This is a genomic window from Arthrobacter sp. E3 (genome assembly GCF_017353415.1).
GTDB lineage: Bacteria > Actinomycetota > Actinomycetes > Actinomycetales > Micrococcaceae > Specibacter.
The window spans coordinates 88,478-112,119 of the sequence record NZ_JAFMPX010000002.1; the positions used below are offsets into that span (position 1 = coordinate 88,478).

The 23,642-nt window shown below is 61.9% G+C and carries 19 protein-coding genes; 9 read left to right on the plus strand and 10 right to left on the minus strand.

All coding sequences use genetic code 11. The features are described 5' to 3' along the window. Positions 1 to 31: 31 nt before the first annotated feature. Together JMA46_RS01655 and mshA are read right to left on the minus strand one after the other, a co-directional pair. Complete coding sequence (locus JMA46_RS01655; RefSeq protein ID WP_207343635.1) at positions 32 to 3,103, minus strand: S8 family serine peptidase; 3,072 nt, start codon at positions 3,101 to 3,103, stop codon at positions 32 to 34. 270 nt (positions 3,104 to 3,373) lie between these two features. Then, the gene (gene mshA, locus JMA46_RS01660) at positions 3,374 to 4,624 is read right to left on the minus strand and encodes a D-inositol-3-phosphate glycosyltransferase (protein WP_207343553.1); all 1,251 of its coding nucleotides are present in this window, start codon (positions 4,622 to 4,624) and stop codon (positions 3,374 to 3,376) included. 199 nt (positions 4,625 to 4,823) lie between these two features. Here mshA and alr point away from each other — a divergent pair, with 199 nt between their 5' ends. The 5 genes from alr to tsaD are packed head-to-tail and all read left to right on the plus strand — an operon-like array spanning position 4,824 to position 9,013. Beyond that, a complete protein-coding gene (alr, locus tag JMA46_RS01665) occupies positions 4,824 to 6,038 on the plus strand; it encodes an alanine racemase (RefSeq protein WP_207343554.1) in 1,215 nt (404 codons plus the stop codon). Further along, on the plus strand, positions 6,038 to 6,670 hold the full coding sequence (gene tsaE, locus JMA46_RS01670; protein ID WP_207343555.1) for a tRNA (adenosine(37)-N6)-threonylcarbamoyltransferase complex ATPase subunit type 1 TsaE: 633 nt from the start codon (positions 6,038 to 6,040) through the stop codon (positions 6,668 to 6,670). Before alr ends, tsaE begins: the two co-directional genes overlap by 1 nt. Further along, on the plus strand, positions 6,658 to 7,392 hold the full coding sequence (gene tsaB / locus JMA46_RS01675) for a tRNA (adenosine(37)-N6)-threonylcarbamoyltransferase complex dimerization subunit type 1 TsaB (protein WP_207343556.1): 735 nt from the start codon (positions 6,658 to 6,660) through the stop codon (positions 7,390 to 7,392). The genes tsaE and tsaB overlap by 13 nt, the downstream gene beginning before the upstream one ends. Beyond that, complete coding sequence (gene rimI / locus JMA46_RS01680) at positions 7,392 to 7,925, plus strand: ribosomal protein S18-alanine N-acetyltransferase (protein ID WP_207343636.1); 534 nt, start codon at positions 7,392 to 7,394, stop codon at positions 7,923 to 7,925. Before tsaB ends, rimI begins: the two co-directional genes overlap by 1 nt. Next, on the plus strand, positions 7,922 to 9,013 hold the full coding sequence (gene tsaD, locus JMA46_RS01685; RefSeq protein ID WP_207343557.1) for a tRNA (adenosine(37)-N6)-threonylcarbamoyltransferase complex transferase subunit TsaD: 1,092 nt from the start codon (positions 7,922 to 7,924) through the stop codon (positions 9,011 to 9,013). The genes rimI and tsaD overlap by 4 nt, the downstream gene beginning before the upstream one ends. A 38-nt stretch (positions 9,014 to 9,051) precedes the next feature. Here tsaD and JMA46_RS01690 read toward each other — a convergent pair whose 3' ends face one another. From JMA46_RS01690 to JMA46_RS01700, 3 genes are all read right to left on the minus strand, one after another. Then, positions 9,052 to 9,753 carry a VTT domain-containing protein gene (locus JMA46_RS01690; protein WP_348770020.1) on the minus strand — a complete coding sequence of 234 codons (702 nt, stop codon included), beginning with the start codon at positions 9,751 to 9,753 and terminating at the stop codon, positions 9,052 to 9,054. A 9-nt stretch (positions 9,754 to 9,762) separates the two neighbouring features. After that, positions 9,763 to 10,659 (minus strand): phosphatase PAP2 family protein, encoded by an 897-nt coding sequence (locus JMA46_RS01695; protein ID WP_207343558.1) that lies wholly within the window; start codon positions 10,657 to 10,659, stop codon positions 9,763 to 9,765. A 145-nt stretch (positions 10,660 to 10,804) separates the two neighbouring features. Beyond that, entirely contained in the window at positions 10,805 to 11,947 is a 1,143-nt protein-coding gene (locus tag JMA46_RS01700; RefSeq protein WP_207343559.1) for a glutamate--cysteine ligase, read from the minus strand. A 99-nt stretch (positions 11,948 to 12,046) separates the two neighbouring features. On the opposite strand from JMA46_RS01700, the gene JMA46_RS01705 reads away from it, so the two are divergent. Beyond that, positions 12,047 to 12,856, plus strand: a complete 810-nt coding sequence (locus JMA46_RS01705) for a shikimate 5-dehydrogenase (protein ID WP_207343560.1) — start codon at positions 12,047 to 12,049, stop codon at positions 12,854 to 12,856. Between the two features lie 26 nt (positions 12,857 to 12,882). Here the strand turns inward: JMA46_RS01705 and JMA46_RS01710 are convergent, their stop codons facing one another. Genes JMA46_RS01710 through JMA46_RS01720 form a run of 3 tightly spaced genes read right to left on the minus strand, consistent with a single transcriptional unit; the run spans position 12,883 to position 15,847 of the window. Beyond that, the gene (locus JMA46_RS01710; protein WP_207343561.1) at positions 12,883 to 14,118 is read right to left on the minus strand and encodes a class I SAM-dependent methyltransferase; all 1,236 of its coding nucleotides are present in this window, start codon (positions 14,116 to 14,118) and stop codon (positions 12,883 to 12,885) included. A 29-nt stretch (positions 14,119 to 14,147) separates the two neighbouring features. Beyond that, the gene (locus tag JMA46_RS01715) at positions 14,148 to 14,960 is read right to left on the minus strand and encodes an ABC transporter permease (RefSeq protein WP_207343562.1); all 813 of its coding nucleotides are present in this window, start codon (positions 14,958 to 14,960) and stop codon (positions 14,148 to 14,150) included. Then, entirely contained in the window at positions 14,957 to 15,847 is an 891-nt protein-coding gene (locus tag JMA46_RS01720; RefSeq protein WP_207343563.1) for an ABC transporter ATP-binding protein, read from the minus strand. Before JMA46_RS01720 ends, JMA46_RS01715 begins: the two co-directional genes overlap by 4 nt. 340 nt (positions 15,848 to 16,187) lie before the next feature. Between JMA46_RS01720 and groES the strand changes: the two genes are divergently transcribed. Together groES and groL are read left to right on the plus strand one after the other, a co-directional pair. Further along, positions 16,188 to 16,484 (plus strand): co-chaperone GroES, encoded by a 297-nt coding sequence (groES, locus tag JMA46_RS01725; protein ID WP_038464523.1) that lies wholly within the window; start codon positions 16,188 to 16,190, stop codon positions 16,482 to 16,484. 115 nt (positions 16,485 to 16,599) lie between these two features. Next, the gene (gene groL, locus JMA46_RS01730) at positions 16,600 to 18,207 is read left to right on the plus strand and encodes a chaperonin GroEL (RefSeq protein WP_207343564.1); all 1,608 of its coding nucleotides are present in this window, start codon (positions 16,600 to 16,602) and stop codon (positions 18,205 to 18,207) included. Positions 18,208 to 18,387: 180 nt separating this feature from the next. Here the strand turns inward: groL and JMA46_RS01735 are convergent, their stop codons facing one another. Both JMA46_RS01735 and JMA46_RS01740 read right to left on the minus strand, forming a co-directional pair. Next, a complete protein-coding gene (locus tag JMA46_RS01735; protein ID WP_207343565.1) occupies positions 18,388 to 20,304 on the minus strand; it encodes a heavy metal translocating P-type ATPase in 1,917 nt (638 codons plus the stop codon). Positions 20,305 to 20,376: 72 nt separating this feature from the next. Continuing rightward, positions 20,377 to 21,375 (minus strand): DUF389 domain-containing protein, encoded by a 999-nt coding sequence (locus JMA46_RS01740; RefSeq protein WP_207343566.1) that lies wholly within the window; start codon positions 21,373 to 21,375, stop codon positions 20,377 to 20,379. A gap of 167 nt (positions 21,376 to 21,542) precedes the next feature. Here JMA46_RS01740 and JMA46_RS01745 point away from each other — a divergent pair, with 167 nt between their 5' ends. Further along, positions 21,543 to 23,618 (plus strand): acyltransferase family protein, encoded by a 2,076-nt coding sequence (locus JMA46_RS01745; RefSeq protein ID WP_247646958.1) that lies wholly within the window; start codon positions 21,543 to 21,545, stop codon positions 23,616 to 23,618. Positions 23,619 to 23,642: the final 24 nt, after the last annotated feature.

Genomic DNA, 23,642 nt, shown 5'->3' on the forward strand with positions numbered 1-23,642 from the left:
GGGAGGTCGGCAGGGGATGCCTGCCTCCAACCTACAGTTTCAGGTCGGTGTGCATTGAATCGTCGGGAAGCTCCAACTGCTGGGGCTTCTGCTTGGGCTTGCCGGGCTTGGCTGGCTTGTCCTTCTTGTTTTTACCGTTGTCAGGAGCCACGGCGTTGCCGGCCGGTGTGACGATGACCGAAACAAATGTCTCGGTTCCGTTGTCTCCGAATGTCACGCGTCCAATGTAGGAGCCGGTTTCCAGTCCGGACCACTTCAGGACCACGGAGCCTGATTGGCCGTTCGCCAGTTTCAACGGGTTCGGGGTCACGGTGGCATTGCCGGAGTTGGATCCCAGCACGGCCGCATCCACGGTTGCCTTGACGGCGGCCCCGCCGTTGCTGGAATACAGGTTGGCGAGGATGGTGTAGGTTCCCGGCGCAGGGTTCGGCAATGACAGGGTTTCACTGGCCGAACCCGTCCTCACGTCGGAGTACGTTCCGGAGGGGTTGAAGACGATCATGTCAAAGTCGGCCGTTGGCTCAGAAGAGATGACGGAGAACTTCGCCAGCTTGGCTCCTTCCGGGACGGTCACGGTCTTCAAAAAGTTCGACGTGTTCACTGTCACCGCCAATGGACCCGGAACCAAGGAAATCGGAGTGGAATCGGCCTTGGACAGCCCGTCCAACGTGACCGCGATGGGGGCGTTGGTACCGGATATCACCGGAATCTTGCCGCTGCCGTTGCCGCCCTTGGAGGAAAACGCAATGTTCTGCTCCGCGAGCACCGGCAACGGCCGCACTGCGATGGGGGAGGCCACGTTCTTGCCGGCCCCCTGCCACACCAGGCTGCCGGTGGCAAATTCACTCAACGGTGCCGTGACATTTTCGAAGGTCACCTTGAAACTGCGTTGCTCTCCGGCGTAGTTGAAGTTCAGCACCGGAGGGGTGACCGTGACATCCACGCCGGGAACACTCGCGCTGGCACGGTAGAGACCCGGGGTCAGTGCGGTCACCGTACGGGTGACGGTGACCTTTCCGGCCAGACTACCAACGGCGAACGAAGCCACGTTCATGTCGCGTGCCGGGGTGCTGCCCAATCCCGGGATACCCAGGTCCAAGCCTGTGCCCTGCACGAACTTTAAGTAGTCATCGACGCCGGCATCGTAAACCAGCCCAGGTTCCAGAGCAGCGGCTACGGCCACCTGCCCTGCGCCAGTGGCAAAGACGTCGGTGTTCTTCGTCCCGTCCTCGTTGACCACATCAGTGGCAGTAGTCATCATGGCCGACTTGACTGTCGCCGGGGACCACAGTGGGTTCTTGGAAAGGAGAAGTGCTCCAAATCCGGCAACGTGCGGGGCTGCCATGGATGTTCCTGACATCATGCCAAACTGGGCGCCGTCCGAACCAATGGGAGAAACCCCTGCCAGTACGTTGACTCCGGGTGCGGCGACGTCGGGCTTGAGCAGGTCTGAATCCGTGGCGGTGAGTGGTCCGCGGGAAGAGAATCCGGCAATCTGCGGCTGCGGGTCAACGGGCAGCCCCGTGGTGTCCTTGTTGACGAGGGCTACCAAAATATCCGGATTGGCCGTGACCGTGTCCTTGATCTCCTGACTTGCCGGCGGGTTGACGTGGACGGTGGGGACCGCGTGGAGGTCCAGGTCCTCGGACCCGGTGATGATGTTGACCAGGATCATGCCGATGCCGCCGGCGCGCTTGACTTCGGAGCTCTTGGCAACGCGGTCAAAGACGCCGCGGTCGCAAACCACCACTTTGCCGGTGACCTTGGCCGCATCCAGCGAGTCCGGGCCGCAAAGCTCCGGTGTGGCTGCTCCCGCTGCGGCTGCGTCCGCGCCCAGCACGACGTGGCTGGGCGGAACCTCGTGGTCCATCATGCTGGCTCCACGGAACTTGCTGCCGTCGGAAAATTCAGCCGTCCCTTGCAACTCGGAGCTGAAGGTGGTGGCGGCCACGGTGGTCAGCCACGGGGCGCCATGGTTGACCGTGCTGGGTGTGGGCCCGGAGTTGCCAGCTGAGGCTGAAACAAAAATGCCTGCCGATGCGGCGGAAAGGAAGGCCAGGGCTACGGGGTCCGTGGTGGTGGATGTGCTGCCGGAAATGGAGTAGTTGAGGACATCGACGCCGTCCAGGATCGCTTGGTTGATGGCTGCGATCGAGGCGGAGCTGTAGCAGCCGCCTGTGCCCGGGTCATCGTCCTCCCAACAGATCTTGTAGATCGAGAGCTTGGCTGCCGGGGCAATGCCGCCGGTGATGCCAAGATCTTTACTGCCAATGTTGGCGTGGATATTGGGATTGCCTGCTGCGGTGCTTGCCGTATGGGTGCCGTGGTTGCCGACGTCCACAGGGGAGATGAGTTCCTGCGGCGCTCGGTGCTCGGGAGCTACGGAGCTCAGGAAGGTGTCCGCGAAGTACCTGGCGCTGAGTACCTTGGAGTTGCAGGCGGTGCCGTCAAAGGCTGCACCGGTGCCGACGCCCTTTTGGCACTCGCCAACGAATGTTGCACCGTCGGCCTTCAGCATGGCGATCTTGCCGTCATTTGTCCTGTACGGGACCCCGACTTTGGGATTGCCCTTCAGCGGTTTGACCTTCTCGCCTGCAAAGAACGGGTTCGACGGCGTGTAGCCGGAGTCGATCACGCCGACCACCACGCCCTTGCCGGCGTTCTTTACGCCGCCAAAGTCCGTTTTCCACGAGCCTTTCTTGCCGCTGAGGCCCAGGAAGTCGGTGGTGGAGTAGTCGGGTGCGTTTTCAGTGTCCGGCGCGACCATCAGTACGTCTGGGTCCTTGGCCAGGGCGAGAGCCTGGTTAGCGGACAGCGTGGCGGAGAAGCCGTTGATGGCCGCCGTGAACTTGTGCTTGATCGTGACGTTTTCCGATTTGGCCACAGCAACCTGCTGGTTTTCCAGGTGGGCCTGGTACTTTTTGACCTCCGGACGCGCGGCGTCCAGTTTGCGACCCTGCACTGGCCGGGTTGCGGACAGTCCGGTCGTTCCGCCGTCGTAGGTGGCGGCGGGTTTCTCGGCCAGGACCACAATGTAGCGGCCGGCCTGGTAGTCAATCGGGTCAATATTTTTTTCTTGGACGGTGGAAGGCGCAGACTGCATCGTGCCAGCAGCCGCCGGCAGCACCCCCACGGTGGACAGGAGCAGCGGAAGGCCAGCGGATATTGCCGCAGCCCTCCTGAAGCTTGGTCTGCTGAACAGAGATCTCCCCAGATTTTTCACGAGTAATGCGAACCTTTCGGCGGGGACCGCCCGGCGCCTTTGCCGGAGCGATCAGCGGAACGCCAGAGTTGACAACTTTGTCAAAGTTGGCGGATACCTGACAAACCGTACAGGGTCACAGCCGCTTGTGAAAGGGGTCACGCATAATTCTCAACAACCAGGTGGGGCCACATACTGGTAAGTCAGGGCCAGATCGTAGCTGAGGATGGTCTGGGCGGCTGTGTCTTCCCAGCCGAACGATTCGGCAAAGACGGAGGCGGCCCGGCCCATGTCTGCGCGGGTTTCGCCGAAGTCATGCAGGGATGCCAGCGCATCCGCCCACACGCGCGCCGAGCGGCCCTCAACCAGAAGTCCCGTGCGGCCGTCGCTGACAGCACGCGGAAGTCCACCGACATTTGTGGCAATGACGGGCGTGCCGCAGGCCTGGGCTTCCAGGGCGACCAGACCGAAAGACTCGCTGGAGGACGGCACGGCCACGACGTCAGCACTCCTGTACCAGTCAGCAAGCTGCCCGGGCCCCACGGGAGGCAGGACGGAAGCGATACCGGCCAATCCGGCGTCGCCAATCATATGCTCGAGATCGTACTTATCATTGCCGCTGCGGGCGCCCAAAAACGTCAACAACAAGTTGATGTCAGGGCGCTCCTGACGCAACAGGGCAGCGGCCCCGACCAGCACGTGTGGGCCCTTGAGCCGCTGCAGCCGCCCGGCGAACACCACATGGAAAATTTCTCGTTTGATGCCCATCAGCTGCCGGGACCGGTCGCGGAAGGCAGGCTTGAAAATCTTCAGGTCGACGCCGGGGGAGACTACATCGATGCGTTGCTCGCAACCGTCATAGTGGCCTTCGAGTTCGGCCGCCTCGGCTGCAGTGTTGGCTATCAGGCGGGTGGCAGCACTGACAATCTGCTGCTCGCCGTCCTCCCGGATGCCTGGTTCGGCGGTTTGCCCCTGCGGGAGGTGATTATTTTTGACCCGCGCCATGGTGTGCATGGTGTGCACAAGCGGCAAGTCCAGCGCCTGGGCCACCAAGATCCCCGCCATCCCGGAAACCCAGTAATGCGAATGGATGACAGTGACAGGATCCCCGGGCAGGGCACTTACATGTGCTGCCACGGCGTCAGCCATCTCGGGAATGAAATCAGGCAGAGCCTCTTTGGAAATCTTCGTAAACGGGCCAGCTGTGATGTGATGAACGGCAACGTTGGCTGCCACCTGCACGTGGTCAGCTTGTCCTTCGGCGGTCCGACGCGTGTAAATGTCCACGGCCACCCCGATGGCGGCGAGCTCGAGGGCCAGGTGCAGAACGTAGACATTCATGCCACCTGCGTCGCCGCCGCCCGGCTGCTCGAGCGGGGAAGTATGGAGGGAAAGCATGGCGACGCGCCGGACCTGGTGCACTGCTGCCTTCCTGGTGGATGGTGTGCGCAGCCGCCGACGAACACGTCAAAGCTGGGCTGTTACTACCCTAATCTTGCCACCGCCAAGCCACTGAACCTAGCCCGAAGGCAACGAGGACACGTCGTCCATGACACGTGCCATGGCGTTGTGACGGACGGCACTGGCGAGCGGTGTCAGGGAAGAGGCCTAAAATGGAGATGTGAGCACCTTCGTTGCGCCCGTTCCTGAGCTGGAACGGCAAGCCATCATTGACCTGTCCGCGATCGCCAACAATATCCGCCGCCTTCGTTCCATTGCCGCGCCGGCCCAACTCATGGCAGTGGTCAAGGCCGATGCCTACGGACACGGCATGATCCAGGTGGCCCAAACAGCAGTGGCCGCCGGCGCCGATTGGCTGGGCACCGCCCATGTCAGTGAGGCACTGGGCTTGCGTGCAGCCGGGCTGCAAACGCCTGTTTTGGCGTGGCTGCACACCCCGGCCACCGACTTCGCCTCGGCCGTCGCGGCTGACATCGATCTTGGCTGCTCCGGCTGGGAACTGGAAAGCATCGTTGAAGCGGCCCGTTCCTTGGAACACCCGGCGAGGGTGCACTTGAAAGTGGACACCGGGCTGGGACGCAACGGCTGCTCGCTGGCTGATTGGCCCGCGCTGGTTGAAGCCGCCGCGAGCTACCAGCGGCAGGGCGTGTTGCGCGTTGTGGGTGTGTTCAGCCACTTGGCGGTCGCCGATGAAACAGACCGTCCCGAAACCGACCTGCAGCTTGCGCGTTTCCGCGAGGCCGTGGCCGTGGCGGAGAACGCGGGACTTGATTTGGACGTCCGCCATCTCGCCAATACTCCGGCCACGTTGTCCCGTCCGGACACCCACTTTGACATGGTGCGTGTGGGGTTGGGCCTGTACGGGCTGTCTCCGTTTGCTGACACTACTTCCGCAGAGCTGGGCCTTGTCCCGGCCATGACACTGCGAACCCACATCGCGTTGTGCAAGGATGTGCTTGCCGGCCAAGGGGTGTCGTACGGGCTGAACTACGCCACGGCAGAACCCAGCACCTTGGGGCTGGTGCCCTTGGGTTATGCAGACGGCATCCCGCGCGTTGCCACTGGCGGGCCCGTACGCGTTGGCGGCATCACGTACCCGGTGGTGGGGCGCATCGCCATGGACCAGATGGTGATTGACCTGGGGCCTGCCGGGCGGAGCCACTTTGCCGACACGGCAGGAACAGCGCTGGGGGCCACAGCCGAGATCTTTGGCAACGGGCTCGACGGCGGACCCCTCGTCGAGCGGTGGGCTGAAGCTGCCGGGACGGTCAACTATGAGATCGTGACGCGGATCAGCCAGCGGGTGCCACGCACCTATGTTGGACAGGCTGACTGCGGGTCAGCGGCTGCTGCCGACAGCGACGGTGCACACTGATGGTGTGGGAGTTCGTCACGGACACACCTGAGCAAACCCAGCGGATCGCCGAGAACCTGGCTGCACTGCTCCGAGCCGGTGACCTCATCATCCTCAGCGGGGAACTCGGCGCGGGAAAAACTACTTTTACCCAAGGCTTGGGGCGCAGCCTCGGCGTGCGTCCGGGCATCATTTCCCCGACCTTCGTGTTGGTGCGCATTCACCCGAACCTTCCGGAGGGGCACAACCCAGGAGGTCCGGATCTTGTCCACGTTGACGCGTACAGGCTTGCCACGCCAGGGGAAATCGATGACATCGATTTGGAAAACACCATGGACAGCTCAGTGACAGTTGTTGAGTGGGGCGAAGACAGGGTTGAACATCTTGCCGCCAGCCGCCTTGAAATTGAACTGCTGCGCGCCGTCGGCAGTGGGACACCCCAGGCTGTGCGGCCCGCCGAGGCCGGACAGGTTGCGGGTGAACGTGGCGAAGCCCCTGACTTTGCGGACAGCTTTGACGCCGATGAAGATGACGGGGAACCTCGCACCCTGCGCCTGCGCGCCGTCGGGCCACGCTGGGCCAACACCGACTTTTCCAAGCTTGGCCCGCTTTCACAAAATACAGAATTGGCAATAAACCCGTGCGAATCCTGACCATTGACACCTCCGCCATTGCCAGCGCCGCGGTCCTTGACTTCGATCCGTTGGACCTGGTGCGGACTACGGAACTGGTGGCCAACTTTGCCACCGACGACACCCGCAGCCATGCCGAGGTGCTGGCACCCGGGGTGAAATCACTTTTCACCGACCCTGTTGTGGAAGGCCCGGCACTGGATGCGATTGTGGTGGGCACCGGCCCGGGGCCGTTCACAGGGCTGCGTTCAGGCATTGCGATGGCCCGTACGCTGAGCTTCACGTGGGCTGTACCCCTCTACGGCATGATGAGCCTTGACGCGCTGGCCCAGCAAGTCTTCGACACACCAGCGCGTCGGGATGGCCGTGCAGTTGGTCCGCTGGCCATGAACGACTTTGTGGTAGCCACCGATGCGCGCCGCAAGGAAGTGTATTGGGCCAAATACAATGCCGGCGCCCACCTGATTGACGGGCCCCATGTGGGACCGGCAGAGGAGATTTTCGGCGTCCAGGTCTTTGGCGCAGGCGCCGGACTGTATCAGGACGTGCTGGAAAGCAACGGCTGCAGCGTCCACCCAACTTTTGCCCACGCGCAGCCCACTGCCTTTGAGCTGGCGCGCGCGGCTGCCCGCCGGATTGCCGGGGCCGGTTCGCTCGAAGCGGCCGGATTTTTACAATCGACCCCGCTGTACCTGCGCGAATCCGACGCGAAAGTGCCCGGCCCCCGAAAGCGGGCGCTGTGATGGCCAGCCCTGGGCAACAAGGAGAGCCAGGCGGCCCACCTGCACTCCTGCGCGACATGGGGCCGGGCGATGTTGACTTCATTGCCGCCCTGGACAAGCTGCTTTTTGGTGTAGACGCCTGGCCCAGGAGCATGTTTGTCCATGAACTTGAACATCCTGAAACCCGCCGCTACGTCATTGCCGAGGTGCCCGACGCCGACGGCGGCAGCACCGCCGTCGGCTATGCAGGCCTCATGTGTGTGCCGCCGACGGGGGACATCCAAACCATTGGTGTGCTGCCGGACTATGAAGGCCGGGGAATAGCCCGGGCCATGATGGATGAACTCATCACCGAAGCTGCCAAACGCGGAGCCACCGAGGTCATGCTCGAAGTCAGCGCGGTCAACCCCCGTGCCCAACGGCTCTACGAACGCTACGGCTTCAGTCACATCCACACCCGGCGCAAGTATTACCGGGACGGCTCCGACGGGCTCGTCATGCACCTGTCCCTGCCAGCACCAGAAGCATCCGCCACCTCGAAGGACCACCTATGAACCACACCCAACCGCTGATCCTGGGGATTGAATCCTCCTGTGATGAAACAGGCGTAGGGCTGGTGCGCGGCACAACACTGTTGACCAACACGGTCTCCTCCTCCATGGAAGAACACATACGTTTTGGCGGAGTCATTCCCGAAATTGCCTCACGTGCCCATCTGGACGCCTTCGTCCCCACCCTGCAGCAGGCTTTGGTCGATGCCGGGGTGAGTCTCGATGACGTCGATGCCTTCGCTGTCACCAGCGGACCAGGTTTGGCTGGTGCCCTCATGGTCGGTGTCAGCGCCGCCAAGGCCTTGGCCCTGGCCACGGGCAAGCCGCTGTACGCCATCAACCACTTGGTGGCACACGTGGGAGTCGCACTGCTGGATGAGTCCATCGCTGCGGTGAACGACGACGGCGGATTGCCGGAAAACCTTGGCGCGTTGTTGGTGTCCGGAGGGCACACCGAGATCCTGCGGGTGCGCAGCATTGCCTCCGGCGTGGAACTTCTCGGTGCCACGATTGACGATGCGGCGGGGGAGGCCTTTGACAAGGTAGCCCGGCTGCTGGGCTTGCACTACCCGGGCGGGCCTGCCATCGACAGGCTGGCGAAGGAAGGTAACGCCAAGGCCATCCGCTTCCCGCGCGGGCTGACCATGCCCAAATACATGGGAACGCCCGAAGCGCCGGGCCCGCACCGTTACGACTTCTCCTTCTCCGGGCTGAAGACTGCCGTGGCCCGCTGCGTGGAAGGCTACGAAGCCAGGGGTGAGGACATCCCCGTGGCGGACATTGCGGCGTCGTTCCAGGAAGCAGTGCTGGATGTCATCACGGCCAAGGCGGTGCTGGCGTGTAAGGAACAAGGCATCACGACATTGCTGCTGGGCGGGGGTGTGGCTGCCAATTCCCGCCTGCGTGTGCTTGCTCAGCAGCGTTGTGCGGCGGCGGGCATTATGCTGCTGGTGCCAAAGATGTCCCTATGCACGGACAACGGCGCCATGGTGGCGGCCTTGGGTGCCCAGCTGGTGATGAACGGCGTCGTTCCAAGCGAGCTGTCCTTCGCCCCGGATTCCTCCATGCCGGTGACCAGCATCAGTCTGTAGCCATCGACTGCACCACTTTGGAAGTGCTGGATGGGCGGCTAGATGCTCGTGGCGTCGTCCTGCGCAGGTTTGCCGGCCCTGACTGTGCGGCGTTTGAGCAGGAAGCTGATGCCGGCTGGCAGCAAGGAGGCCAGCACAAGAAGCACAGCCAGGACATCAATGTTGTTGGCTATCACCTCAAAGTGCCCTAGCCAGGTTCCCAGCATGACGATCGAGCCAGCCCAGCCCACGGCCCCAACGATGTTCCAAAGCGTGAACTTTCGGTAGTTGTAGTTGGCCACCCCGGCAACGAGGGGAGCATAGGTGCGCACTATGGGGACAAATCTGGCCAACACAATGGCCCAGCCACCGCGCCTGGCAAAGAAGTCTTCTGTTTCATGCAGGTATTTGCTCTTGAGGATTTTGGCGTCGTCCTTAAACCAGCGGCGGCCAAATTTACGGCCCAGGAAATAACCCACTTGGTCCCCGGCAATGGCAGCCAGCACCACCACCCCAATGAGTACTGGCAGCGAAATGTTGAGCTCGTGGTGCAAAAGCCCAGCCGTGAACAGCAGCGAGTCCCCGGGCAGGAATGGAAACAACAGGCCTGATTCAATGAAGACGAACAAGGCCACAACTGCGAGTACCGCCGGCCCGAGCCCCTCCAAAAGGGTTACGGGGTCCAGTGCGGAAAGCAGTCCGGAGTGGTGGGCTCCGTTTAGGGGGAGCAGCGACTGAACGGCAGGCAAAACGGACGACACCACGCGGCCTCAGGAATTCTGCTCGTTGGTGGTGGAGCTGCCGGCGGAGGTGGAACCTCCCGGCGAGGCGAGGCCACCAGCAGGCCGACGAGCGCGGCCGCCAATGGACTCGCCAGTGGTGCCTATGGCCGGTCTCGGACTACCAGCCGCATTGTGTTCAGGCTTTGGCGCGGCAACAGGCCCGAAGCGTGCCAGGAGTGGAATGCGGGGCAGCAGCTGGGCCTGGAACCTGTTCCACAAACCGCAAAACAACAGCACACCCGCGCTCGCAGCCAGGAAAGACGCGATGACGTCGCTGGGGTAGTGGACGCCTTCGTAGAGCCGGGACCACGCGACGGCGACGGACACCAGAACGCCCAGGACCACGGCTGGTTTCGCCCATGGACCGTTCCTGAGAAGGAAGAAGAAGGCCCAAGCGAAGCCAACGACCAAGGCCACGTGGCCGCTGGGAAAGCTGTTGGATCCTGTTTCCGGTGCCAACGGGTCAAAGAGCAAGGCCGGGTTTGGCCGGGGCCGTTCAACAATGGCCTTAAAGAATTGACTGGACAACCAACCAAAAGCCGCCACACCGCCAAAGGCCACGGCGTTGACCGGCGATTTACGCACGATCAGCAGAAATAGGCATAGTGCAGCGATGATGAGGACCCCGCCCACCGGCGAAAAAACAGTTCCGATGCTCATGGCGATGAAAGTCAGGATGCCCACGTGGCTCCTGCTCAGCTGCTGGTCAATGGTGAACTCACCCGTGCTGAAGTCCGGCGTTCCCACGGCATAGAAACCGATTGCCAGCACTGCGACAGACAAGACGGCCACCCAGAGTCCCCAATAGGCAGGCTGTGGAAGCACGGCCAGGCGGGTGCGGAACAGAATTCCAGGTTCGTTGCTGCTGTGGGGCGGTGGTGCCATGCGGGAACTCCCTGATAGGTGGCGTGAAATTGTAGGGCAGGACGTAATGGCCCTGCCCTAATTCTTACGCGCGGCAGCTGAGAGTTAGCTAAGAAGCCCCACGCCACGGGACATTCGGAGAGCGTTATCCGGCCAGCCGGTGGGGTTAGTTGCTTGCCATTTCCGCAACAAGTTCACGTACGACGGCGCGCAGCTCGCCTCCGTGGGCGGCGGCAACGCGGCGTTGTCGTTGGTAGCTGGCGCCGTTGGCGATGATCTTTTCCACGCTGGCCAGTTCGTTGGAGCAGCCCAGCTTGGCTGCGACCGGTTCCAGCTTGTTCAGCAGCTCAACGAGGTGTTCGGTGACGAGTTGTTCGTTGCCGGCGGCATCCAAAATAATGATGGCGTCCATGCCGTACCGGGCCGCGCGCCACTTGTTTTCCTGGATGTGCCAGGGCGGCATGGTGGGGATGGTGCCGCCGTCGTTCAAGGTGGTGGAAAAGTCTTCCACGAGGCATTGGGTCAGTGCGGCGACGGCGCCGATCTCCTCAAGCGTGGACATGCCGTCGCAGATGCGCATTTCAATGGTGCCGAGGTTTGCGACGGGGCGGATGTCCCAACGGATTTCGTTGTGGGCATCAATGACACCGGTGGTGAACATGTCCTGGACGTAGGATTCGTAGGCGGCCCAGTTGGGGAATTGGAACGGCAGCCCGGCCGTGGGCAGCTGCTGGAACATCAGGGCGCGCTGGGAAGCGTATCCGGTGTCCACCCCATTCCAGTAAGGGGAGGAAGCGGAGAGTGCTTGGAAGTGCGGGAAATGGTTGACGAGCCCGTCCAGCACCGGCATGGCCTTGGAAACATGGTCCAGGCCTACATGGACGTGGACACCGTAAATCTGCATCTGGCTGCCCCACCACTGGGTCCTGTCCACGAGCTTGGCGTAGCGTTCCTTGTCGGTGACGGCCTGCTCGCTCGGGTTGCTGAAGGGGTGGGTGCCGGCACTGAGCAGCTCGAGCCCGAGGGGGGTGGCGGCGGTGCGCAGGTCGGTGAGGCTGTGGCGCAGATCGGCGATTCCGTCGGCGACGGTGTTGGCGACGCCTGTGACCAATTCCACAGTGTTTTGCAGCATTTCACCCTTGATGTGGGGGTGTTCGCCGGTCTTCATGGATGCTGGGTCTGCGGACTCGATGTTCGAGAAAACGTCGTCTGCGCGGGCTGCGAGTTCGCCGGTTTCCTTGTCAACGAGCGCAATTTCCCATTCCAGGCCCAGCGTGGACTGCTTGGACTTGGCAAAATCGATTTTCACTTCGGGCGCCCCCTTGGCAATGGTGGAGTTGTGGCGCAACCCGGCAAGGGTGCCCGCTGCCCTCTGATTCTAGTTCAGGTTCTGCTGCACAATGGGATCATGTCAATTGTGAACAAAGACACGACCCTGTGCATTTCCCTCGCCGCCCGCCCGAGCAATATCGGCACGAGTTTCCACAACTACCTCTACGACAAGCTCGGGCTGAACTACGTTTACAAGGCGTTCGCCCCGAGTGATTTGGGGCAGGCCATTGCCGGCATCAGGGGTCTGGGTATCCGCGGTGCGGGTGTTTCCATGCCATACAAGGAGGCCGCCATTGCGCTCGTTGACGTCATGGACGCTTCAGCCGCAGCCATTTCCGCTGTCAACACCATCGTGAACGACGGCGGCATCCTCACCGCCTACAACACCGACTATCTGGCGATCGCGCAGCTTTTGGCCGAAAACCCGCTGGCCCCGGACACGGCCGTCCTCCTGCGTGGTTCCGGGGGCATGGCCAAGGCCGTGGCTGCGGCCCTGCACGACGCCGGATACGTGAACGTCACGATCGTGGCACGCAACGAAGAGGGCGGCCGGGACCTTGCCGCGCTCTATGGTTTTGCGTGGACTCCCGAGGCCGCAGCCGGTGCGGGGATGCTCATCAACGCCACGCCGCTGGGCATGGCAGGGGAGCAGGGATCTGTGCAGTCCTTCACGGACGAGGCGGTGGCGCAGGCACGACTGGTGTTCGACGTCGTCGCACTTCCTGCGCAAACCCCGCTCATCCTGGCTGCCCGCGCCGCCGGCAAGCTGGTCATCACCGGAGCCGAGGTCATTGCGCTGCAGGCGGCTGAACAATTCGTGCTTTACAGCGGCGTGCGGCCCAGCCCGGAATTGGTGCGCGAGGCCTCGGAGTTCTCGCGCCGCTAGAAAACTGGCAAGTGGAGTGTCCGCAGTCAGAGAGCGCGGTGTGGCTGGACCGGGCTGTGGGGTTCAACCACGACGGCGACCCTTTCGTCCCCGATGCGGGTCAGGACAAGCGTGGCCTTGTTGGGGCCTTTGCCTGAACCAGTCAGTAGCTGGCGGCGCAACTCCTCAGGCGTGGTGGAGATGCCGCGCTTTTTGATGTCCAGCACGCCGATCCGGTTTGCCTTGACCCAGGCCTTGAGTGCCTTCACGTTGAACGGCTTGACCTCCAAAATCTTGTAGCGGCGGGCAAACGGTGTGTCCACGGGCTCGTCCGAGCACAGGTAGGCGATGTGTTCGTCGACGAGGTGGGCCCCCATGCTCCGTGCCAGATCAGCCACGAGACCGGCCCGGATCACGGCACCGTCGGGCTCGTACAGGTATCCGGACAGCGGGCCGGGCTCAACATTTTGGGCGGCAGGGTCGTACGCGATGGAGCTGGTGAGTTCATACATGCCCTGAACGCCGGTGACCAGGGCTGCGCGGCGGATGCCGGGACGCGCCAGTGCGTTGAAGTATAGGGCCGCCTCCACGACGTCGCCGTTGACGGAGATCCACTGCGCTTCGGCCGTGTCGGGCACGGCTTCGTGCGGAATGCCGGGGCCCATCTTAACACCAATAGCCAGTCCCTTGTCTGCCAGTGCCTCCACGAATGACAACGGAGGTGAAAACGCTTCCGGGTCGAATAGGCGGGTGGTCCCGGAACTGCTGGTGGTGCGGCGGGCGGGGTCAAGCCACACGCCTTCAATGCCGCTCAGGTCCACGTCCTCGGCTTTGGCACACACTACGGTGGCGTGCGGGAAAGGCATCAGATTGACCGTGGTGCAGGCGGCCGTGACCTCATCCATTTCCACAGCCGTGACGGAGATGTCAAGACTTGCCATGGCCAGCGAATCCGCACCCAGGCCACAGCCAAGGTCGGCCACGGAGGTGATGCCCGCCGTCGTAAATCTTTGTGCATGCAAGGCGGCAATGCTCAGGCGGGTGGCTTGTTCCAAACCGGCCGGGGTGAACAGCATTTGACGGGCAAACTCACCGAACTTCGCCTCGGCCTTTGCTCGTAGCCGGGCCTGGGTCAATGCTGCGGCAACAAGCTCCGGGGGATGCCCGGCCTTGCGCAGTGACTCGTTCAACTTCAGCGAGTCGGCGTCCTTGTAGGGTCCTAGGGAGGACAAGAGTTCCCAACCAACAAGTGTGAGCAGGGGGGAAATCGCATCAGTGGGCATGCCTCAAGCCTAGTCGCAGCGAATGCCTCTCAGCTGTCCTTGCGGATCCAGCGGAACGTGAGGCGGCACAGGATGAGTCCCACCACGAGCCACACTCCCAAGACAAGGGCCACCAAACCCAGATCCCATGCACCGCTTGGCTCAGCGACTTCAAAGGAGGCCGGCAGGAATACACTGCGCATGCCTTGTGCCATCCATTTCAGCGGGAAGATGCTGGCAAAGTTCTGCAGCCAGCCGGGCAATTGCGCAAAGTTCAGGTACACCCCGGAAATGAACTGCAACAGCAACACAATCGGGATGACCACAGCCGTTGCACTCTTCCCTGTGCGGGGGAGGGCGGACAGCGCAATGCCCAAAACACAGCTGGTGATGACGCCAAAAAGAAAGACCCACGCAAATGTTAGCCACTTCTCGGGCTCTGTTGGCAGCTCCACATTGAAGGCAAAGCGAGCCACGAGCAGCAACAAAATAACCTGAAACACGGAGCTGACAAGCACCATGCCGATCTTGCCCATGAAATAGGAAAATACTGGCAGGGGAGTTCCGCCGAGCCGTTTGAGCGTGCCGTCGCCTTTTTCCCCGGCTATGTCCACGCCCAGATTTTGCACTCCGCTGAGCAGCATTCCGGCCGCCACCATGCCAGGGACGTAAAACGCCGCCCAGGAGATGCCGCCGCTGCCATCCGGGGCTGCACCGATATTGCCGCTCGTGCTGAAGGCCACCGCAAACACGGACAGCATCAGGATGGGGAACAAGAACGTGAAGAAGACGGAGTCACCTTGGCGAAAATACAGTCTAAGTTCATAGGCTGTGCGGGAGAATCCCAGCTGGATCGTGTTCATGCTGATTCCCTTTCGGCTGGATCGCTCGCATCGGCTGCGCCTTTTTCGTGGGCAGCGACCATGGACAAATAAATGTCCTCAAGACTGGGCCGGGTAATTTCAAGCCCCGGCACCTCTCCGCCCTTCTCTGTATAAAGCCGGGTCGCCAGCGCTGCCGGCTCTGGTGTGCGCTCTTCACGCACGACGCCGTCCTGCCGCCACCGCACGAGCGGCACCCTGGCGTCGGCCCCGCCAATGGTGTCGATGGGGCCGATGTCAACAAGTTTCCCGTTGACAATCACCCCGGCCCTGTCAGCCAGAGTTGCTGCCTCATCCAGGTAATGGGTTGTCAGCAAAATGGTGGTGCCCTCAGCTTTGAGCTGGTTGATCAGCCCCCAAAATTGCCGCCGGGCCGCCGGGTCAAAACCGGTGGTGGGTTCATCCAGGAACAAAAGCTTGGGGCGGCCAATGATGCCCAGTGCCACATCCACGCGTCGGCGTTGCCCTCCGGAGAGCTTGCTGATCCGTGTCTTCGCTTTCTCCCCCAGCCCCACCGCGTCAATGACCTCGGATACCCTGCGCGGGTTTGGGTAGTAGCCGGCAAAGTGGGTCAGCTGCTCCAACACCGTGACATTGCCGCTCTCACCACTGGACTGCAGCACAATCCCCAGCTGGGCCTTCCAGTCCAGTCCGCCGCGCTGCGGGTCAACACCCAGAACCTGCACGTCACCGCTGCTGCGGTCCCGGTAGCCCTCAAGGATTTCAATGACCGTGCTTTTGCCGGCACCGTTGGGGCCCAGCAGCGCAAAAGTCTCGCCCGCAACGATGTCGAATGAAACGCCGTCCACGGCCATGAAGCCGCCATAGGATTTCGTCAGGTCACGCACCTGCACAGGATTCGGGGTCATGGGTTCATCCTTGCATCGGACGTGCTGTGTGACCAAGTGATTCATGGCGGACTCTCCCTGCCCAACCACACCCACCCCACATTGGGCGCCGGCGGTGCGCCGTGAGCGAAACCCGGCCCGCCGACGTCGTACATTTGGGTGAAAATCTGGCACTCGTCTTGACCGAGTGCTAATGAAAACTCTAGAGTCGGAGTTAGCACTCTCACCCTGAGGGTGCTAACTCGCTTTTCTTTTTTGCCAAGGGGCACCACCGGCACCGCGACGACGGTTGGCACCTAACAAACTTGGCAGCGAAGACAGCCAGCCATCCATAGAATTTACGTGTGAAGGAGAGGTCCGAGTGTCGGTCTCTATTAAGCCTCTTGAGGATCGTATTGTTGTTCGCCAGCTCGAAGCAGAGCTGACCACCGCTTCAGGTCTGGTCATCCCGGACACTGCAAAGGAAAAGCCCCAAGAGGGCGAAGTTGTGGCAGTGGGCCCCGGCCGTGTCGATGACAACGGCAACCGTGTCCCGATCGATGTTGCCGTTGGCGACGTCGTCATCTACTCCAAGTACGGTGGAACCGAAGTCAAGACCGGTGGCGAAGAACTGCTGGTTCTGTCCGCCCGCGACGTACTGGCAATCGTCGTTAAGTAACGACTTTTTGCTCCAGTAACCACTTTTGTAAAGCCCCGCGCCGGGCAAACCGGTGATCGAGTCTGTCTGGATCACCGGATGCGGGCGCGGGGTCTTTGCGTGAAAGGACAAACGCATGGCAAAGCAGCTTGAATTCAACGACGCCGCACGCAAGGCCCTCGAGGCCGGCATCAACAAACTGGCGGACACCGTCAAGGTGACCCTCGGGCCGCGCGGACGCAACGTTGTGCTTGACAAGAAGTGGGGAGCTCCCACCATCACTAACGACGGCGTGACCATCGCCCGCGAGGTGGAGCTTGAGGACCCCTACGAGAACCTTGGCGCACAGCTGGCCAAGGAAGTAGCCACGAAGACCAACGATGTTGCTGGTGACGGCACCACCACCGCCACCGTTTTGGCACAGGCACTGGTTTCCGAAGGACTGCGCAACGTGGCTGCAGGTGCAGCCCCCGGCGAACTGAAGCGCGGCATCCAGGTTGCAGTTGAGGCCATTGCCGCCCGTCTGCTGGAGAACGCACGCCCGGTTGCCGGAGGCCAGGTGGCAGAAGTTGCCGCCATCTCCGCGCAGAGCCAGGAAATCGGCGACCTGCTCGCCGAAGCGTTCGACAAGGTCGGCAAGGATGGTGTCATCACCATCGAAGAATCCTCCACCACCTCTACCGAACTGGTCCTCACCGAGGGCATGCAGTTCGATAAGGGCTACCTGTCCCCGTACTTCGTCACTGACGCGGAACGCCAGGAAGCAGTCATGGAAGACGCACTGATTTTGATCAACCAGGGCAAGATCTCCAACCTGCAGGAATTCCTGCCGCTGCTGGAAAAGGCACTTGCTGCCGGCAAGCCCTTGTTTATCATTGCCGAGGACGTCGACGGCGAGGCACTGTCCACGCTGATCGTGAACCGCCTGCGCGGCACCTTGAACGTTGTGGCTGTCAAGGCACCGGGCTTCGGCGACCGCCGCAAGGCCATGCTGCAGGACATCGCGATCCTGACCGGCGCTCAGGTTGTCTCCCCGGAGATCGGCCTGTCGCTGGACCAGGTTGGCCTCGAAGTGCTGGGTACGGCTCGCCGCATCACTGTCACCAAGGACAACACGACCATTGTTGACGGCGCTGGCACGGCCCAGGACGTCGCTGACCGCGTTGCACAGCTGCGAGCTGAGCTCACGCGCACCGACTCCGAATGGGACAAGGAAAAGCTGCAGGAACGCTTGGCCAAGCTGGCCGGCGGCATCGGCGTGATCAAGGTTGGCGCAGCCACCGAGGTTGAGCTGAAGGAAAAGAAGCACCGCATTGAGGACGCCGTGTCCGCAACGCGTGCTGCCTTGGAAGAAGGCATTGTGGCCGGTGGCGGTTCCGCACTGGTTCAGGCCGCCAAGGCACTTGACGAGGATGCTGCAGTTCTTGCGCTCACTGGCGATGCCGCAACAGCCATCGAACTGGTTCGCAAGGCCGTTGCCCAGCCGCTGCGCTGGATCGCACAGAACGCAGGCCACGACGGCTACGTTGTGGTGCACAAGGTTGGCGAACTTGAAGACGGCTTCGGCTTCAACGCTGCCACCGGCGTCTACGGAAACCTAATCTCCGACGGCGTCATTGACCCTGTCAAGGTCACCCGTTCAGCACTGCGCAACGCAGCCTCCATCGCAGCTTTGGTGCTCACCACCGAAGTTCTCGTGACGGATAAGCCTGCCGAGACTGAAGAAGCAGCACACCAGCACTAGCCCCACCGGCCGGCCCGGTAAATCGCTGGAGCGATTTGCCGGGAACCTGGCCGGGCGTGGGCCCACCCACGCCCGGCCTGAACGGGACGGGTTGGCTGAAGGACACCGTTTGCGCTTTCTTCCACCGTTGTTCGGTGGACGAAAGCGCAAACGGTGTCCTTTTTTGTCTCAGGTTTTGTGTCAGCGGCGTTTCTTGCCAGGGGACAGGGCCCTCAGGGCGTTGAGGATGGCGGCCAAGTCCACGAACTCCTGGGAGAGGGCACCCGCTACAGCCGGAATCTTCCCGGTGGCGGCCACGATCATCAATCCCACGCTGAGGATGATGCCGATCCAGATGCTCTGGATGGCGATGCGGATGGTCCGACGACCCAGTCGCACGGCCTCTGCCACCTTGCCCAGGTCATCGTGGAGGATCACTACGTCGGCAGACTCGCTGGCCGCCGTCGAGCCTTTGGCCCCCATGGCAATGCCAACGTCGGATGCGGCAAGCACAGGGGCGTCATTGACGCCGTCGCCCACCATCATCACTTGGCGCTGCGGCAGTTCATGGACAAGCCGCACTTTGTCCTCGGGCAAAAGCTCGGCCCACACCTGGGTGATGCCAACCTCTTTGGCGATGAATTGGGCCGTGGCCTCGGCATCACCGGTGAGCATGACCATCTCGGAGACCCCCATCTCCCGCAAGGCCGCCAGTGTTGCGGGGGCCTCGGGGCGGACGGGGTCGCGCATGATGAGCGTGCCTGCAAACTTTCCGTCCACACCGACATAGACGGCCATCTGACCGGCGACGATTTGCGTAGCCTGAACGCCTGCGGTCTCCTCAGCCACAAAAGACTGCTTGCCCACGAGTACCCGGCGGTCCGCGAAGAGTGCCGTGACACCGTGCGTGGCATGCTCGGTGGCGTTGTCGGTGGTTTTCAAGGACAGTCCACGGTCCAACGCCTCAGCCACAACAGCTGCGGCCAGCACGTGGGATGAGTACTGCTCAGCGGAGGCGGCCAGGGCTAGCAGTTCCAAAGGGTCAAGGGATGCGCTGCGGATCTCTTCCAGAGTGGGCTCGCCGCCGGTGAGTGTGCCCGTCTTGTCGAAGGCGGCGGTCTTCACCCGGGACAGCTGCTCCAGCGTGCCCGCACCCTTGACAATGATCCCGGCCTTGGCGGACTGACTCATACCGCCAAGGAATGCCACGGGTGCAGCGATCAGCAGGGGGCACGGTGTTGCCACCACCAGGACCTCGGCGAAGCGGGAAGGATCCCCACTGAGATACCAAGCTGCCGCGGCCAAGAGCAATGAAAATACTGTGAACGGGACAGCGTATCTGTCTGCGAGCCGCACCACGGGAGCCCGGCTGCTGGACGCCTCGCGCACCAGGGCAATGATTCGGCTGTACTGGGAGTCCTCCTCCCTGGCTGTTGCCCGGATCCGGACGGCGGAGGGACCGTTGAGCACACCGCTTGGCACCGGGCTGCCGGTCTCGTGCTCTACCGGCAGGCTTTCACCGGTCAGTGCGGATTCGTCGAAAATGGCGGCGCCGGAGAGCAACAGCCCGTCAACCGGAACCACCTCCGACGGCCTGACCAAGAGAGTGTCGCCGATTTCGACGCTGTCGATGGGGACCTCGGTGGTGCTGCCGTCTTCATTCTCCAGATGTGCTGTGCGCGGTGCCCGCTCCAGCAAGGAGGTGAGTTCCTTCGTGGCGCGGCCCGCTGCGTAATCTTCCAACGCTGCGCCACCGGTGAGCATCAGGACAACGATTAAAGAGGCAATGTATTCGCCCACGGACACGGTTGCCACGATGGCGGTGACGGCAAGGATGTCGATGCCCCAGTGCCCACGCATGATGTCCCGGACCATGCCGATCGATTGGTGGGCGGCCACGGCCAGGGCAAAGATGCTGGCCACCCAACGTGCCGCAGAGTCCGCGCCGGAAAGTAGCAAAATTGTCACTGCCAGGCCGACCAAAATGGTCAATGCGACCACGGGATAGCGCCGAAGAGCCAGAGACAGCAACGGCCTTGGAGGTGTGTCCCCGGCGAGGGGAGTTCCGTTATGGCCTACAGCAGGGGTGTCGACGGTGGGTGTGCGGGAGTCGTCCATGCTCCTACTCTGCCCCAGGTAGGCTGCCAATCCCAGTGGGACGGCAGAACAGTGGCAAATGCGAAGATGCGCTCAGCGGCGGAAGGCGCTCCTTGAGCCCACGCTTCGCGCTGTTGCCGCAGCGTGGGCGGCCGAGTAGCGGGTGGGAGCGGGGCGCCGTCGTTGGACCAAGCGGTAGATCAAGAGCACTGCGGCTGCGGAGGCCACGATGCCTGCAACGTTCAGGAAAAGCTGCAAAGCAGACCCTGCGGCACGGCCTTGTTCACCCAGCACCAATGCGACAGCCACGTAGCCCGCTGCGGGAACAGTCGTGACGGAAATAAAAACCCCAACCAAGGCCGCAGACTTCTTTCCTATGAGGGAAAGCATGCCTGCCGCCCCAGCCAACACCGCCACGATGAAAGAGTAGGGCCCCGGGTGGTAGATGAATTCGGTGGCCTGATTGTTGTTGAGGACGTCAGCCGGACTAAACAGCCCCAACCCCTGTGATCCGGCTGTGGCCAGCGCCGTGAGCACCATGGCTATGGGGAAGCCGATCAGAAGGGCCAATGCCGCCCGACGGGCGAGTTTCCACCGCCGGTCCACCACGGCCAAGGCCAGCCCTGCCAGTGGACCAAATTCAGGACCCACCACCATGGCCCCGACGATCGCGACGGTGGAGTTGGTCACGATGCCTATCCCTGCCAGTTGCACGGCGATGACCAGAAAAGCCAGATAACTCCAGGTCAACTTTGAATCAGAATTGGTGTCCTTCTCCACTTCGTCCCAGATGATGGCGTCGGCACCGTCCCCAGCCACCTCTTCTTCGGCCTTGTCCAGGCGGTCGGAAATCATGAGTTCGGGAGCTGTGACAGTGATGGAGCCCTGCTGGTCAATGTGGAGCTTGTGCAGCTTTTCCAACAGCAACTCCACGGATTCGCGCACAGCTTGCAATACGACGACGTCGCCTTCAGGGACCAGCGACGCGCCCTTCGAGCGTGAAATTTCCGAAACTCCAGGGTGGCTGCGGGCAATCTTGACCACCTCATCCGCTGTGCTCGACGGGACAACAATGCGGATCTGCAACGCCATAGGAGTGTCCTTTTACTGTGCCGGTTGGTGCGCTTGATTCTATGGGATGGCTGGTTCCCGGCGCCGCTGACTTTAGGGTGATGGTGTCGATCCGGTACCGTGGTGAGGGACTTCTGGCCGTTGCAACGGCAGTCAAACGGCTGTTGAACCTGAGGAAAGTGCAGTTAATGTTGCTTGAAACCATGTCCCCGGCGAAGCCGAGGGGGCGTCGGAGAGCTGTGTCGCCGGTGGCGGGGGAGTCGCGTAAGTTCCTTCCGGAGGTGCAGGGGCTGCGGGCGGTGGCTGTGTTGATGGTGGTGGCTTACCATGTGTGGTTTGGTCGGATTTCCGGTGGCGTGGATATTTTCTTGTTGATCTCGTCGTTTCTGTTGACGGGTCAGTTCGTGCGGAAGTTGGAGTCCGGGCGGGCTTTGGAGCTGGGGCAGTATTGGGCGCATTTGTTCAAGCGTTTGCTGCCGTTGATTGCTGTGACGTTGTTGGCTGTGTTGGGGGCCGCCCGGTTGTTCCTGCCGAGCAGTGCGTGGTCGGGTGTTTTCAAGCAGGCGTGGGCGTCGCTTTTTTATTATCAGAATTGGTTTCTGGCGGCGGAGTCGGTTGATTATTACGCCACGGACCACAGCCTTGCCAGCCCGCTGCAGCATTTTTGGTCGCTTTCCATTCAGGGTCAGATCTTCATTCTGTGGCCGCTGATCTTTGCCGGTGCGGCACTGGCGGCGAAAAGGTGGCAGCTGCGGATCCGGCCGCTGTTGGTGTGTTCGTTTGGGGCGGTGTTTGCGCTCTCGCTTGTTTTCTCGATTGTCACTACGCAGACCAATCAGTCGTTTGCCTACTTCGACACGCGAACCCGTTTGTGGGAGTTCGCGCTGGGTTCGCTGCTGGCACTGGCTTTGCCGTATCTGCGCTTTGGCCGGCAGGTCAGGATCGTGATGGGCTGGGTGGGTGTTGTGGCGATGCTTTCCTGCGGCTTGATTCTGCAGGTGGGTCAGCAGTTTCCTGGGTGTATGGCGTTGTGGCCCACTCTTGCGGCGGCGTTCATCATTGTTGCCGGGTTTACAGATAGTCCGCGTGGTGCTGACAGGTTTTTGAGTTGGAAGCCGTTGGTGAAGCTCGGCGACAGCTCTTATGCCCTGTATTTGTTTCACTGGCCGATTCTTGTCATTTTCCTGATTGTCTCGGATCAGCAACAGGCGGGTCCGTTCTCCGGGCTGGTCATCATTATTGTGGCGATGGTCGCTGCCGCGATGGCGACGAAGTACATTGACACTCCTTTGCGGCGGAACAAGTGGATCGAGAAGAAACGACGCCGGGCCGTCACCGTGATCGCCGTGTGCGTGCTCCTCGTCGCCGCACCCCTAGCGACCGGGCAGTCCCAAGTCCGCGCAGCTGCGGAGGCGGCCGGGGCGCAAGTCCCCAGCGACAACCCGGGGGCGCTGACGCTCCTGCCCGGTTACGTTGACAAGGTCTCCGAAGGTGCTGTGGTTCTGCCAGCACTTGTGGGCATCATTGGCGATTGGCCCAAGTACGCTGCCAAGTGCGAGGGGGTCGACACGCCCGAGTCGGAGGCCTTGGCTAAGAAATGCACACAGGATGGCGTGCTGGACGGCAGTGCGGTGGAAAACGTGATCGTAGTGGGAAACTCGCACGCTGACCACCTCTCCGGCGCCGTCCGCAGCATGGCGCAGGTGAATGGCTGGAAGGTAACCAAAATACTGGGGCTGGGCTGTGTCTTCGGTGCCGACACTTCTGGGCAGGACTCGCGGTGCAGTGCCTTCAACGACGAAGCCGAGCAGTACATCCTGAAAATGCAGCCGGACCGCATCTTCACCATCGCCACCAAGACCACCGAGTCGACACCCGACGAAGAACTGGTGCCCGGATATGAAGACTCGATAAGGACATTCACCGATGCGGGCATTGCTGTTGTTGGAGTCAGGGACAACCCACGGTTCACCATCGATATGCCGTGGTGTGCAGATTCAAAGGGGCCGGATTCAGCTGAATGTAAGGTGCCGCTGGACACAGTCATGCCGGCGGTCTCACAACTTGACCAGGCGGGAGCGGACAACCCGCTATTCTTCCCAGTCGACATGACGGACCTGATCTGCCCCGAATCCGTGTGCGCGCCGGTCGTCGGAAATGTCCACGTTTACATCGACAACAACCACGTGAGCCAGACGTATTGGAACACCATGGCCTCGGAGTTCGCCAAACGGTTGAGTGTGCAGCGCGGTTGGTCTCAATAGCCCCCAACGGAGATGAGGGAGGGG